Here is a 12,979-nt window from a genome sequence, read left to right as displayed (position 1 = left end):
TTGTTAGAAATCGGAGCTCAGGGAGAAGGCGACTGCAAAATCGCCGCCGACATAATAGGTCGGTGTCCCGGCGGCGACGGCTGTTCCGAAAATCCCCTTTGTTGCGCGGGCGTTCGTGGCGATGCCGTTCACGCCGGACAGATAGTGCTCGTCGCCGATATTTATCAGGTTGAGCTGGATCTGCGGATGCTGGGCCGGGCCGATTTTCCTGAAGCGGTAACCGGCGGACAGGTTGGCCGTCTTGAATGCCGGAATGCTCTGGTCATTCATGAAAGTGCTGTATTGTGAATCCACGTAGTTGAAAGTGAAGTTTCCGAAGAAACGGGTGTCGTCGTAGCTCAGGCCGATTGATCCGGTGAATTTGGGAGCGAGAACAGCAGCTTTTCCCTTGGTCGGCAGGTAATCGTTTCCGACCTGGATGTTGTTGCCCATTTCGGAATGGAGATACTGGCCCGAAATATAGGGGGAGAAATGATGCCATGCAGGGAGACTCAGTTCCGCCTGTACGCCGCGGATCGTCTGACCGCCGCCATTGACCGAGAAGGACTGCGGGCTGTTGTTGACGTAGGTGATGCTGGAAATCTGGCGGTTGGTCAGATTGTAGTTAAACGCTGCCGCCGAGAAGTTGACTGCGCCGTAATGGCGATAGCCGATTTCTTCGGAGATCGAATATTCCGGCTTGAGGTTGCTCGAATGGCTGCTGGTCTTTCTTCCCGTTGTGGCGCTGTAGATGTCGACATAGGCGCTCAGAGCGGCCGGTTCCTTGAAGGCCGTCGACGCACTGAAATAGACCTGGTCATGGGGGGTGATCCGATAGCTGACTGAAAGCTGTGGCAGCGGCTCTGCATCGTTCTTGTTAACGGCATAAGTCGGGCCAGGCATCGCGCTGGTGGCATGGCGGGAGACCATGACTTCCTTGAACCCGGCATTCAGCACGAGGCGATCGTCGAAAAATTTCATCGTATCGTTGATGAAGAGGGCGTTTGTCTGCTGGATGAGATGACCACTATAGGTTCCGATGACCGTTCCCGAAGACGATTTGATCGGATTGCCGCCATACTCGTTCATCACGTTGCCGTTGGGTTCGACCGGTGTGTACGAGGTATTTTCGTTGTGGTCGAAGTAATCGTACCAGTAGCCGACCTGAAGGGTATTGAATTTGTGCTTCCATGTCAGGGTTGCGTTCTGGCCACCCGCGGCCTGAGTATAGGCATCGACGTTTTCCACGGTAGCGACATTGTTGACGCTGTACGGTAGCTGCACCGTTCCGACCGACTGGTCTCCGACGAACATCGAATTCCCATTGACGTTTGCACCGCTGTTGATGAAGCCGCGCGTATACATGATGTAAGGCGTGATCTTGAACGTCAGTTCCGGCAGGAGTTCGAACTCCGTCGGCATGGCGGCGATGACGTTCTGCCGCTGGTTGAAGCGCAGCTTGTAGTAATTGGATGTGCCATAGGAGTATTTTCCGGCGTAGTTATAGGAAATTCCGTCCTGCTTCCACTGGCTCAGGGTGGGGTTGGTGTAGACGTCCGTGCGCATCCAGTTCCAGGCGAAGAACGGGGCGATGCTGTTATGACCCCATTCCTTCAGAAAATGGCTGTCGACATGATAACGTTTGGTATTGCCCGATCCACGCCAGTTGTTCACTTCCGTGTGGGAAAAGGACGTGTAGTTCCGGATGCCGGTATGGCCGATTTCGCCGCTGTCGAGGCGGATAAACTGTCGGTTGAGGGATTTGTTGCCACCGCTGAGGTCGATGTACCCGCCCGCCTTGTGGGAAGGCTGCCGCGCAGAGGCCCGGATCTGACCGCCCACCGAGTTGTAGACAGGAGCATCAATATCAGGCGAACCCTGTGAAACCTCGAGATGGCTGATGTTCTCCGTATCGGACCACTCGGTTGCGAATGGTGTGTAGTAGAGGCGATCGCCTGCAGGCATGCCTTCGTATGTCGTGCCCAGTTCGGTCTGGTTCAGGCCGCGGATGGAGACGTTCATACGGTCGCTGAGACCCAGGGGATCATTGGCTGCAACAACGACGCCCGGACTCATTGCAAGAAGGGTCACCGCATTGGCTGTCGGTGACTGTTTGGCAATGTAGTCCCGGGAGACGCCGCTGACGGATTTTGCAGCGCTCTGCACGGGCATCAGACCTCCGCCCGGCGTCGTGTTCGTAGCGCCGTTGGCATCGACGGCCTGTTTGCGGACCGAGATATATTCGTCCTTGTGTGCGGGAATGGCTTTGGGAGCGGGGTGGGAAATTTCCCGGCTGCGAGGAGCATGATGTGTAGGAGCGGGTTTTCCGGTTTTCACACTGGATGCTGCCAGCGCTGGCTGGAAGTATAGCGCACAGCCCGACAGAAGAAGGATTTTATAACCGTTTTTCGTCAGCATATCGGCAGTTCCGTTCCAGCCATAAAATTTGGTGTGATACAGAAACGATAAGCGATGCAAACAGCAGAATCTTGCTCTAAATCTATCATGATAATCAGAATTGGACCGGTTGGTATTTATTTTTATTATACCCCTTGAGACTAGGGGAAGGCTGACTATAAGAAAGTTCCCGGTTGTAACGATCCGGGATGATTGCGTTCCAGGAAGATGATGCGGACACGGAAGTGACAGCAGTGGGAGGCGGCCGTTTCCGTGCTGTCTTTGATGTGTCAGGCCAATATCTGAGGACTCTCCCAGAAACCGGGGATCGCATGCGGCTGAATGTCAGGTCAGGACAGGAGTGATGATGGAAATGGATAACCGGATAGAGGCGATCCATGCCGGATTGCAGGCGATTGTCGGGGTGGATCAGGTCTTCGCGGGGTCTGCAACGGAGCGCTGGTCACGGGATTGGACAGGCCAGTTCGAGGGACAGCCTCTGGCCGTTGTCCGTCCCGCAAATCGTGAGGAGGTCGCCGCGATCCTGCGTCTTGCAGGCCAGTATCATGTTCCGGTCGTTCCGATCGCCGGCAATACCGGCCTCAATGGCGGAGCTTATGGACCGGAGGCCATCCTGGTTTCCATCGAACGGATGAACAGGATCCGCGAGATCAGGAATGATGCCCGTGTGGCCATTGTCGAAGCCGGCGTCATTGTAGCGGCGCTTGATTCCGCTGCCGCTCAGCACGGTTTGACGTTTCCGCTTGCGTTTGGAGCGGCGGGTTCTGCGATGATTGGGGGCGTGCTCTCCACCAATGCGGGGGGTGCGAATGTCCTGCGTTACGGCAACGTGCGCGATCTTTGTCTGGGGCTTGAAGTTGTGCTTCCGGACGGCTCTGTCCTTGATCTGATGACGGCCCTGAAGAAAGACAATTCCGGTTTCGATCTACGTGATCTCATCATCGGAGCAGAAGGGCAACTCGGGATCATTACTGCGGCCATCCTGAAACTGCATCGTCGACCGCTGTTTCATGCAACGGCGCTGGTTGCGCTTGAGGATCTGAGCGTAGCACCTGCATTGCTGAATGCTTTCCAGGATGCTTCTGGCAATGCCGTGACGGCCTATGAGTTCATGTCCCGCAGTTACGTTGCCGGATATGAGGCCCTCGTGCCGGCGGGCCGCCGGTTTTTCGATGTCTCCTATCCTGCGGTTCTTCTTGTGGAACTGGCGACTGTGCGGAACGAGGAGCTAGGGGAGATTCTGGAGACAGTTCTGGCTGATGCTCTGGAGAGGGGGATACTGGTGGATGCCGTTGTCGCCCAGAGTGACACACAGCGTCAGGAAATGTGGGCGCTCCGGGAGGCCGCCGCAGAACTCGCCTTTCAACGCCATCCCGTCATTGATACTGATGTTGCCGTTTCGCTGGATCGGATTGCAGACTACCTCGACCGTATTCCGGAAATCATGGCTGCAATAGATCCCGGATTTACGGACATTGCCGTCGCGCATTTTGGTGACGGAAACATCCATTATACGGTGTGGCCCTCAGGAAGTGACCCCGCAGTCGAAGCGGCCTTGCGTGCAGCCATTGATGCTCTTGCAGTGGAAATGGACGGGACATTCTCGGCAGAACATGGGATCGGTCTTTGCAAGCTGCCATCCATGGCGCGGCACAAAAACACTGTGGCTCTTGATATGATGCGGGCGATCAAGGCGGCTTTTGATCCTGGAAATATCCTGAATCCCGGCAAGACCCTGCCGGGTGTGAACGTGGGATAGTCCGCTCCCCGGACGGGTTAATTTTCTGTTTTCCGAAACTGTGCGAAAGCGTCGCGGATGATCTGACGTATCCAGGGATTATCTGCCGTACGCTGCCAGAGTAACGACACGGAATATTCCCCCAGATCAATGGGCGCCGCGCAGACCGTAAGGCCCGAAACAGCAGCAAGACTCCGGGCGGCGTGCACTGGTAGTGTGGCAACAGCGCGCGTCCCGGTCAGGAATGGTGGTAGTGCAGAGAAATGCGTTAAAGCCGTTTGTACCCGTCGCGACAGGCCAAGCTTCTTCAGGACATGATCTACAATGCCCTCGCGGCCTGAAAACGACACCAGAAGATGTGGCAGAGCCAGATAATCTTCGAGACGCAGTGGAAGTGTAAGGCCACAGGCGATCGGATCAAGCAGACAGGCATAACCGGACTGTCCGATCTCCTGCTGCTGTAATCCGGAACGCACGTTTGGCTGTGCAACCAGGGCAAAGTCGATTTCGCCCGCTGCGAAAAGCGCCTCGACCCGGTGTCTGTTGGCCTGCCTGAATGTTACTGAAATACGGGGCGCTTCCGCTGCCAGCCGCCTTGCGATCAGTGGGCCGATTGCGATCTGGAAATCGTCTGACATTCCCAAGGAAAAATGCTGTCGGCTGGTTGCCGGATCAAATGCCGTGACGGTCGAGAACGCTGTATGGATCCGGGCCACTCCGTCCTGAAGTGGCTCTGCCATGGCAATCGCCCGGAGGGTGGGCTGCATGCCCTCACGCGTACGGACGAACAAGGGATCATCTGCCGCTTCCCGCAGGCGCGCCAGAGAAGCACTGACAGCCGACTGGCTCAGGGACAATCGGTGTGCCGCTCTGGAAACGCTGCGTTCTTCCCAGAGTGCGAGAAAGGTGGTGGCCAGATTGAAATCAAGGCGTGAAATATCGACCATGGTGATTTTGACTATCAAAACAATCAATTTGCCCGATAATGCAGGGAAGTCCACTCTCTCCGCCATTGCAATCCACCACCTCCATAAGAGATCCGGACATGAGTCAGCGTCGCGTCGCCGTCATTCAGGCAGGAACCAGTCTATTCGACACCCCGCGCACACTGGATCGGATGGAAGCCCATTGCGAAGCTGCTGGGGCACAGGGCGTTGAGCTTGCAGTCTTTCCGGAGGCGTATGTCGGCGGCTATCCAAAGGGGCTAAATTTTGGCGCTGTTCTGGGCAGTCGTTTCCCGGAAGGGCGTGAGGACTATCTGCGCTACTGGAAAGCGGCAATTGATGTGCCAGGGGTAGAAACAGCGCGGATCGGCTCTTTCGCAGCGAAAATGAAGGCACATCTTGTCGTTGGTGTCATCGAGCGTGACGGCGCCACACTTTACTGTACGGCGCTTTTTTTCGGGCCTGACGGAAATCTTCTGGGCAAACATCGCAAGCTGATGCCGACCGGAACCGAAAGGCTGGTCTGGGGGCAGGGGGACGGTTCGACCATTCCAGTCTTCGATACGGATATCGGGCGGATAGGAGCTGCAATCTGCTGGGAAAATTATATGCCAGACCTGCGTCAGAGCATGTATGCACGGGGCATCAATCTCTGGTGCGCGCCCACGGTGGACGAGCGCGACATCTGGCAGGCTTCAATGCGGCATATTGCCTATGAGGGGCGGACGTTTGTTCTCAGCGCCTGTCAGTACATGACGCGCGCCGACGCGCCAGAAAATTATACCTGCCATCAGGGCAATGACCCGGAGACCGTGCTCATTCGTGGCGGCAGCGTGATCGTCAGTCCGCTCGGGGAAATCATTGCCGGACCAATCTATGATCGCGAAGCCATCCTTACGGCCGATATTGATCTGGACGACGTGATCCGCGGCAAATACGATCTCGACGTTGCCGGCCATTATGCACGCCCTGACGTCTTCAGCCTGCGGGTTAACGATAGCCCGCATCGTCCTGTAGTATTCTCTGAGTCAGTGAATACTTCGTCCGTTTTTAAAGAAACTCCCGAATAAATTCACCTGCCGTCCGTGATGCCGACGCAGTTCAGCGGATGGTTATATGTCGTAAAGGCCTGAATCAGAGCCCGTATTTTCCCGATTATTTCAGGAATAACCCAATATTTTAAAAGTTGACCTGCCGCTTAATCATCTGTGAAATTTGCACAAGACTGCAATAAATCAGATGGTGTCCCATAGGGGATTCGAACCCCTGTTGCCGCCGTGAGAGGGCAGTGTCCTAGGCCTCTAGACGAATGGGACGAGGCGAAGGGCTTAATAGGAGGCCCTTCGGATCTTGGCAAGCATTATTTAGGAAGTTTTTTGTGTCAGGAGGGGGCCCAGGCTTTTTCCGCCGAAGAGATGGACATGGAAATGGGGAACTTCCTGTCCGGAATTGGGGCCGGAATTGCTGATGAGTCGAAAACCTTCGTGGGTCAGGCCCTGTTCTTCAGCGATTTTTGAGACCGCGCGCCAGAAGCCCGTGATTTCTTCCGCAGAGGCTGTCGCACTGAAATCGGCAATGGAAACGTAAGGGCCCTTGGGGATGACCAGAACGTGGATCGGAGCCTGCGGGGCGATGTCGTGGAAGGCGAGGGCGAAGTCGTCTTCATAAACGGTACGCGCTGGAATTTCTCTGCGTAGGATGCGGGCGAAGATATTGCCGGGATCGTATGTCATGGTCGGGCTCCTGCTCAGCCGAGCTTTTCCTTGGGACGAGCTGCTTTTTCTGCAATGCCGCTCGTGCCTTCGCGGCGCTTGAGCTCTGTCCAGACGTCTTCGGGTGAGACGCCTGCGTCCACCCACATGACGATCAGGTGGTACAGCACGTCCGCGCTTTCCCCGATCAGTTCCTTGCGGTTGCCGTTGACGGCTTCGATCAGGCATTCCACGGCTTCTTCGCCGAATTTCTGGGCGATCTTGTTGCGGCCGCGGGACATCAGGCGCGCGGAATGGCTAAGCGACGGATCAGTGCCACGACGGGACTGAACCGTGTCATAGAGGCGCTGGAGGACCTGTTCCTGCAGGGCATCAGACTTTTTATCGTCCTGCTGTTTCGAAGGCTTTGGAGCCGGTTTGGTGGCGGGTTTACCCATGATCTTATTCTCCAAGCCTGACCGGCAGGCCGGCCTTGTTCAGCGCGTTCTTGACTTCATCAATCCGGAACTGGCCGAAGTGGAACACACTTGCCGCCAGAAGGCCACTTGCGCCAACTTCTGCACCTTCCACGAAATGCTGTAATTCGCCCACACCACCAGAAGCGACGACCGGAACTGTCACGGCGTTGCAGACCGCGCGCAGAAGGTCGAGGTCAAAGCCTGCGCGGGTGCCGTCGCGGTCCATGCTGGTGAGCAGGATTTCGCCTGCGCCCAGATCCTGCATTTTCCGCGCCCATTCCACGACATCCAGCCCCGTGGGTTCGCGGCCGCCCTTGGCATAGACTTCCCATCCGCCCTGTCCATTGGATCGTGCGTCGATGGCGACGACAATGCACTGGCTGCCGAAGCGTTCAGAAGCTTCGCGGATCAGGGCCGGATTTTTGATGGCGGCCGAGTTGACGGCGCATTTATCGGCACCGGCCAGCAGGAGGCGGCGCATGTCTTCACAGGTGCGCACCCCTCCACCCACGGTCAGGGGGAGGCAGATAGCCTTGGCCGTGCGGCGGACGACATCAAGGATGGTGTCCCGGTTTTCGACGCTGGCCGTGATGTCGAGAAAGGTCAGTTCGTCAGCGCCGGCAGCGTCATAGAGCTTGGCCTGTTCGACCGGATCGCCCGCATCGCGCAGGGAGACGAAGTTCACGCCTTTAACGACACGTCCGTCCTTGACGTCCAGACAGGGGATGACGCGCAGTTTCAGCATGATCCGAGGACGTCCAGGGCGTCTTTGAGCGCGATGCGACCATCATAGAGGGCGCGACCGACAATGGCACCGGAAATGCCTGGAACGTCCCGTGCGATGTCGCGCAGGGCCTTGAGATGCTCCAGATTGCCGACCCCGCCGCTGGCGATGACGGGAATGGACAGGCGGCGGGCCATGTCGGCGGTCTGTTCCAGATCCAGCCCGGCCAGCATGCCGTCGCGGGTGATCTCGGTGAAGATCACAGCGGCGACACCGGCATCTTCCATGCGCAAAGCAAGGTCGTTGGCTTCGAGTTCGGAGACTTCTGCCCAGCCTTCGGTGGCGACGCGGCCCTGTCGGGCGTCGATGCCAGCGACGATGCGCCCCGGGAAAGCACGGGCGGCCTGACGAACCAGTTCGGGGTCCTTGACGGCCACGGAGCCGAGAATGACGCGGGAGACGCCCGCTTCGAGCCAGCGTTCAATCGCAGCCATATCCCGGATGCCACCGCCGAGCTGTACGGGAAGGCTTGTAGCCTTCACGATGGATTCAATGGCCGGAATATTGGTGGAGCGGCCAGCAAAGGCACCGTTCAGATCCACGACATGGATGTGACGGCACCCGGCCTCGGCGAACAGACGGGCCTGTGCCCCGGGATCGTCGGAATAATGGGTGGCATCTTCCATTTCCCCGCGGCGCAGGCGGACGCAGGCGCCGTCCTTGAGGTCGATGGCAGGATAGAGCGTCAGGCCGTGTGCCGGAGCGTGCGCTTCCGGTTCGGCGAGCGCATCGGGTGCGGAACCACTGGCGTCAGGCATGGCGATGCTGGACTGCCAGCGGGCGGCCTCGTTCTCGTTTGCCAGAAGTTTTGAGAGAAAAAGTCCGCGCACCGTCTGCCCTCCGATCCGTGCATAATAAGGATGCGTGCCCCAGTGTTCGAATTCGAATGACCGGAACAGCCCGATAGCGGCGACATGCGTTTCGCGGATGTCGCAGTTTACAACCTTGCAGCCAATGGCCTTTGCGCCCTTGAGCATGGCTTCCAGAAGCGCGCGCCCGAGACCGCGGCCTCGGGCATAGGGCGCCACGAAAAAGCCGGTCAGGTTGGCGGTTGCCGCATGGGCTTCATAACTTGCAGGGGGACGCACAAGCTGCCCCGCGCCGCAGATCACACCATTTTCGCGCACGATGTAGAAGCTGCGCTCCGGCACGAGCAGCAGCCCTTCGAAATAGCGCGCCAGAGCCTGCGGGCCGGGAGGCTGGAGCCAGCCGAAGCCGCCGCCGTCCAGAATGCCGGCCGATGTCGCTTCGATCAGGGCATCCAGATCTTCGGGTGATAGCGACGAGACGACCCGTTCGCAGGTGATCGTCATGAAGTCCACCGCAGGAAGTTGCCGAGGATGGTCAGGCCGACATCCTGGCTTTTTTCAACGTGGAACTGCGTGCCGCAGCGGTTCCCGCGAGCGACGATGGCCGGAACCTGCGTGCCGTACTGCGCGGTGGCGACCAGATCGCTGTCCGTCCCGTCATGCAGGGCATAGGAGTGAACGAAATAACCGTGATTGCCAGGCGTGAGACCGTCCGTCAGCAGATGCGCGCCGGGCGTGAAGTCCAGCGTGTTCCAGCCCATATGCGGCAGGCGCAGGCCCGCACTGGCGGCTTCATCCATGCGACGGATATTGCCGGAAATCCAGCCCAGTCCTTCGGTGCGGCCATGTTCGAGGCCATATTCGCACATAAGCTGCATGCCGACGCAGATGCCGAGAAACGGCGTACCATTGGCGGTTGCGGTTTCCAGCATGGTGCGTAGTTCCGGGCCGAGACCCTGCGCGCAGTCCGCGAATGCGCCCTGACCGGGGAGGATCAGGCGGTCTGCGGTGAGGATGTCGTCTGCGTCGCGGGAGATGACGACATCGGCCTCGATTCCCTTGCGCGTCGCGGCCTTGCGGGCAGCCTGTGCGGCCGAGGCGAGATTTCCGCCATTGTAGTCAATTACGACGACGCGCATGGAAACTCCGGGGATGTGCCGTAGGAAGGGGCGTATTGCTGCTGGTCCATCCAGCGCAGGAGCGCGATGTCTCGGCTGGGGGCGGCGATGGGCGTGCCGGGGACGCGGCCGTTCAGGCGCTGTTCCCACAGACGGATCTCAGCCGTGAAGCTGGCGAGCACGGCGTGGATGGCCACGATCAGGTCCAGCCGGGACCAGAATCCTTTCAGGACATGCAGCAGGATCATCGTCACGGCGGCGGCCAGAAGGGCGGAAATCCATGCGCCATAGGTCAGCAGACCAAACCAGCCGAAAAACAGGACGCGCCATGAAAAGCCGTCCTGCACCATAACGGGCATCTGCGGGCCGGAAGCACCGGGCTTTGTGCAGGGAATGTAGAGCTTCACAGCACGCCCTTGGTGGAGGGAATGGCTCCCGCCGAACGCGGATCATGCGAGACCGCCACCTTCAGGGCACGGGCAACGGCCTTGAAGCCGCTTTCGGCGATGTGATGGGCGTTTGTGCCGGCCTTGCAGGTCAGATGCAGGGCGATATGGGCAGACATGGCGAAGGCGCGGAAAAATTCTTCAAACAGTTCCGTGTCCATCGTGCCGATCTTCTCGCGGGGGAAGACGACATTCCATGCGAGATAGGGACGGCCGGAAATATCCACCACGGCTTCGCACAGGGCTTCGTCCAGCGGGACGAGGGCATGGCCGAAACGCTCAATACCGCGCTTGTCGCCGATGGCCTGACGGAAGGCCTGCCCGAAAACGATGCCGACATCCTCGACAGTATGATGCCCGTCGATATGCAGGTCTCCCCTGGCCTTCAGGTCAAGGTTGAAGCCGCCATGTTTGGCCAGCGCCGTCAGCATGTGATCGAAAAAGCCGATGCCACTGTCCACGTCGGAGCGGCCTTCGCCGTCGAGCGTGAGGGCAAGGGTGATGTCGGTTTCGCTGGTGGCGCGATGGAGGCTGGCGTGGCGGATGTCGTTCATGACATCCCTGCTACACCAGCATGGCGCGGATTTCCACGTTGTCCAGCCAACATGAGTGCAGAATCCGTACGGACGCAGAAAGAAAAAGCGGGATTGGGGAAAGGGTGTTCCCGGAGGAAACGGTGCGAGAGGGCGTCACGTTTCCTTGAAGTGGGCCGTGTCAGGAAATTGCCCTTGGCGGGGAGGAGAGATAGGCCCATATTTCCTGATTATGGCACATCATCATTCTCCCCTCGACGTCCTTCTCTCCCGCGCCTCGACGGACCATCTCGTCGAGCCTCCACCGAAGGGGGATGACCTCCGCACCATTCTTTCCGCAGGTCTGCGGGCCCCGGATCACGGGAAGATGCGGCCCTGGCGATATACGGTGATCAAGGGCAAGCATCGCGAGGCCTTTGCCGATCTCGTGGTGGAAGCGATGGGGCGGCAGGAGCCTGATGCGCCCGAGGCCAAGAAGACCAAGCGCCATCACCGCTTTTCCAATATGCCAATGATCATCGCACTCGGGATGCATCTTAAGCCGGAAGGAAAAATCCCGGTCATCGAACAGGAAATGGCTGTGGCGGCAGGGGCGATGAACGTCCTGAACGCGCTCCATGCGTCCGGATTCGGCGGCATGTGGGTGACGGGTCCATTCTGCGAGGACCGCGTACTTCTTGAGTCGCTCGGGCTGCCCGAGCCGCATCGTCTGGCCGGTTTCCTGTTCGTCGGAACGCCCGCAAAGCATTCGGATGAGCGCAAACGTCCTGAAGTCGACGATTACATGGCGGTCTGGAAGGGAGACGCCATCAAGTTCGCCGCGGATGCCGGCTGAGCTGATGCGTTACGACGTTCTTATTGCCGGTGGTGGTCCGGTCGGGCTGGCTGCGGCTCTCTCACTGGCGCGGGACGGACGCAGGGTCTGCCTTGTCGAGCGGTCATCTGTGGATGTGTTGGCCGATCCGCCTTTTGACGGGCGGGAAATCGCGCTGACACATCATGCCTCGGAATGGCTGAAGGCCGTCGGGGCATGGGATGAAATCCCCGCTGGCAGCATCTGTCCGATGTATACGGCCCGGATTGAGACCGGAAACACGGGAAATCCGCCGCTTCTGTTCGATGCGCCAGCCGATGGCCCCGATGCGCTCGGACATATGGTGGCGAACCATCTGATCCGGCGGGCGCTGTATCGCGTGGTGTCGCGGATGCCCGGCGTGAAGATCAAGGCCGGAGAAGGCATTGCCAGTTCCTGGCACGATACGCGCTCGGCAGGCGTTGTTCTGGCCAATGGCGAGCGTCTTGAGGCTGATCTGCTGATCGCGGCAGACGGGCGTTTTTCACGCCTGCGGACCGAAGCCGGGATCGGGGCGATCGTTCACGATTTCCAGCGCAACATCATGGTCTGCCGGATGCGGCATCCCGAGCCGCATGCCAATACGGCGCTTCAGTGGTTTGATGAAGGGCAGACGATTGCTCTTCTGCCGGTCGCAGCAGATGAACGTCCGGGCTCCTGTTCGTCGCTGGTTCTGACGCTGGAGCCGGACGAGATCGCGCGTCTCAAGGCGCTCGATGGGAAGGCCTTCAGCGAAGATATCACCGCCCGTACGCAGGGCCGTATGGGGCCAATGACGCTGGAGAGCGCGCGCTGCGTCTATCCGCTCAAAGCCGTTTACGCCCATCGCTTTCAGGCGCCGCGTCTGGCCCTGATCGGGGATGCCGCGGTGGGGATGCACCCGATTACGGCGCACGGGTTCAATCTTGGCCTCAAGGGGCAGGAGGTTCTGGCCAAGGCGATTGCGGATGGCCCGGGCGATGCGGGGGACCCATCCGTTCTGTCTCGTTTCGAACGCACGCATCGTCTGGCCACGGCGCCGCTTTTTGCGGCCACCAATGCGATTGCAACCGTTTACACCCGCGACGAAGCTCCGTTCCTCATGGCGCGCCGGGCCGGGCTTGCGGTGGCCAACCGTCTTCTGCCCTTCAAGGCAGCCGTGACGAACATGCTGATGGACCGTCATGGCTGAAACTCCTGTCGCCTTC

Annotated in this window: 13 protein-coding genes and 1 tRNA gene; 4 read left to right on the top strand and 10 right to left on the bottom strand. The window is 59.0% G+C overall.

Annotated features, from left to right (window positions below):
• Positions 1-3 precede the first annotated feature (3 nt).
• Positions 4-2,397 carry a TonB-dependent receptor gene (locus A0U94_RS09535; RefSeq protein ID WP_077803196.1) on the bottom strand — a complete coding sequence of 798 codons (2,394 nt, stop codon included), beginning with the start codon at positions 2,395-2,397 and terminating at the stop codon, positions 4-6.
• A gap of 343 nt (positions 2,398-2,740) precedes the next feature.
• On the opposite strand from A0U94_RS09535, the gene A0U94_RS09530 reads away from it, so the two are divergent.
• A complete protein-coding gene (locus A0U94_RS09530) occupies positions 2,741-4,156 on the top strand; it encodes an FAD-binding oxidoreductase (RefSeq protein ID WP_208611628.1) in 1,416 nt (471 codons plus the stop codon).
• A gap of 17 nt (positions 4,157-4,173) precedes the next feature.
• On the opposite strand, the gene A0U94_RS09525 is transcribed toward A0U94_RS09530, so the two are convergent.
• Positions 4,174-5,082, bottom strand: coding sequence for a LysR substrate-binding domain-containing protein (locus tag A0U94_RS09525; protein ID WP_077803194.1), 909 nt, complete (start codon positions 5,080-5,082; stop codon positions 4,174-4,176).
• A 98-nt stretch (positions 5,083-5,180) separates the two neighbouring features.
• Between A0U94_RS09525 and A0U94_RS09520 the strand changes: the two genes are divergently transcribed.
• Positions 5,181-6,149, top strand: a complete 969-nt coding sequence (locus A0U94_RS09520; protein ID WP_077803193.1) for a carbon-nitrogen hydrolase family protein — start codon at positions 5,181-5,183, stop codon at positions 6,147-6,149.
• Positions 6,150-6,319: 170 nt separating this feature from the next.
• Here A0U94_RS09520 and A0U94_RS09515 read toward each other — a convergent pair.
• The 8 genes from A0U94_RS09515 to hisB form a co-directional block, all read right to left on the bottom strand.
• Positions 6,320-6,395: transfer RNA gene (locus A0U94_RS09515), tRNA-Glu, on the bottom strand.
• 48 nt (positions 6,396-6,443) lie between these two features.
• Positions 6,444-6,812 (bottom strand): histidine triad nucleotide-binding protein, encoded by a 369-nt coding sequence (locus A0U94_RS09510; protein ID WP_077803192.1) that lies wholly within the window; start codon positions 6,810-6,812, stop codon positions 6,444-6,446.
• A gap of 14 nt (positions 6,813-6,826) precedes the next feature.
• Positions 6,827-7,228, bottom strand: a complete 402-nt coding sequence (locus A0U94_RS09505; RefSeq protein ID WP_062109905.1) for a phosphoribosyl-ATP diphosphatase — start codon at positions 7,226-7,228, stop codon at positions 6,827-6,829.
• Between the two features lie 4 nt (positions 7,229-7,232).
• Positions 7,233-7,994 (bottom strand): imidazole glycerol phosphate synthase subunit HisF, encoded by a 762-nt coding sequence (hisF, locus tag A0U94_RS09500; RefSeq protein WP_077803191.1) that lies wholly within the window; start codon positions 7,992-7,994, stop codon positions 7,233-7,235.
• Positions 7,988-9,346 carry a 1-(5-phosphoribosyl)-5-[(5-phosphoribosylamino)methylideneamino]imidazole-4-carboxamide isomerase gene (hisA, locus tag A0U94_RS09495; protein WP_208611627.1) on the bottom strand — a complete coding sequence of 453 codons (1,359 nt, stop codon included), beginning with the start codon at positions 9,344-9,346 and terminating at the stop codon, positions 7,988-7,990. Before hisA ends, hisF begins: the two co-directional genes overlap by 7 nt.
• Complete coding sequence (hisH, locus tag A0U94_RS09490) at positions 9,343-9,981, bottom strand: imidazole glycerol phosphate synthase subunit HisH (RefSeq protein WP_062028936.1); 639 nt, start codon at positions 9,979-9,981, stop codon at positions 9,343-9,345. Before hisH ends, hisA begins: the two co-directional genes overlap by 4 nt.
• The gene (locus A0U94_RS09485) at positions 9,966-10,367 is read right to left on the bottom strand and encodes a hypothetical protein (RefSeq protein WP_077803189.1); all 402 of its coding nucleotides are present in this window, start codon (positions 10,365-10,367) and stop codon (positions 9,966-9,968) included. Before A0U94_RS09485 ends, hisH begins: the two co-directional genes overlap by 16 nt.
• Positions 10,364-10,960, bottom strand: coding sequence for an imidazoleglycerol-phosphate dehydratase HisB (hisB, locus tag A0U94_RS09480; RefSeq protein WP_062109909.1), 597 nt, complete (start codon positions 10,958-10,960; stop codon positions 10,364-10,366). Before hisB ends, A0U94_RS09485 begins: the two co-directional genes overlap by 4 nt.
• 211 nt (positions 10,961-11,171) lie before the next feature.
• On the opposite strand from hisB, the gene A0U94_RS09475 reads away from it, so the two are divergent.
• Both A0U94_RS09475 and ubiM read left to right on the top strand, forming a co-directional pair.
• The gene (locus A0U94_RS09475; protein WP_143412363.1) at positions 11,172-11,774 is read left to right on the top strand and encodes a nitroreductase family protein; all 603 of its coding nucleotides are present in this window, start codon (positions 11,172-11,174) and stop codon (positions 11,772-11,774) included.
• Positions 11,775-11,778: 4 nt separating this feature from the next.
• Complete coding sequence (gene ubiM, locus A0U94_RS09470; protein ID WP_077803927.1) at positions 11,779-12,963, top strand: 5-demethoxyubiquinol-8 5-hydroxylase UbiM; 1,185 nt, start codon at positions 11,779-11,781, stop codon at positions 12,961-12,963.
• Positions 12,964-12,979 lie beyond the last annotated feature (16 nt).

Source organism: Gluconobacter albidus, assembly GCF_002005485.1.
In the GTDB taxonomy this organism is placed as follows: Bacteria; Pseudomonadota; Alphaproteobacteria; order Acetobacterales; family Acetobacteraceae; genus Gluconobacter; species Gluconobacter albidus.
Note: the sequence above shows the minus strand (reverse complement) of the source record. Positions and strands in the feature narration are given on the sequence as shown.